Raw genomic sequence first — 219 nt, forward strand, 5'->3', positions numbered from 1 at the left:
CGCCTCCGCGAGCCGGGTCCGGGCGGTGCTGCCGACCGCGCCCCGGTGCGTCGTGACGAAGTCCGCCGCGGCGGCGACCGAGGAGCGTGCGGTGAGCAGCGCCCCGTCGAGCAGCGAGCGCGCCCGGGTGTCGCCCTGTTCCCGCTCGCGGGCCCCGGCCAGCGCCTCGTCCAGCGCCCGGTCCGCCTCCTCCACCCGGCGCAGCGCGTTGATCGGGTC

1 pseudogene is annotated in these 219 nt (G+C 79.9%); it reads right to left on the minus strand.

Going from position 1 to position 219, the window contains the following annotated elements:
* A pseudogene (locus G3I41_RS17600) lies at positions 1 to 219 on the minus strand (TPM domain-containing protein); the annotation flags it as partial.

The sequence above is a fragment of the Streptomyces sp. SID9727 genome (assembly GCF_010550605.1).
Lineage (GTDB): Bacteria > Actinomycetota > Actinomycetes > Streptomycetales > Streptomycetaceae > Streptomyces.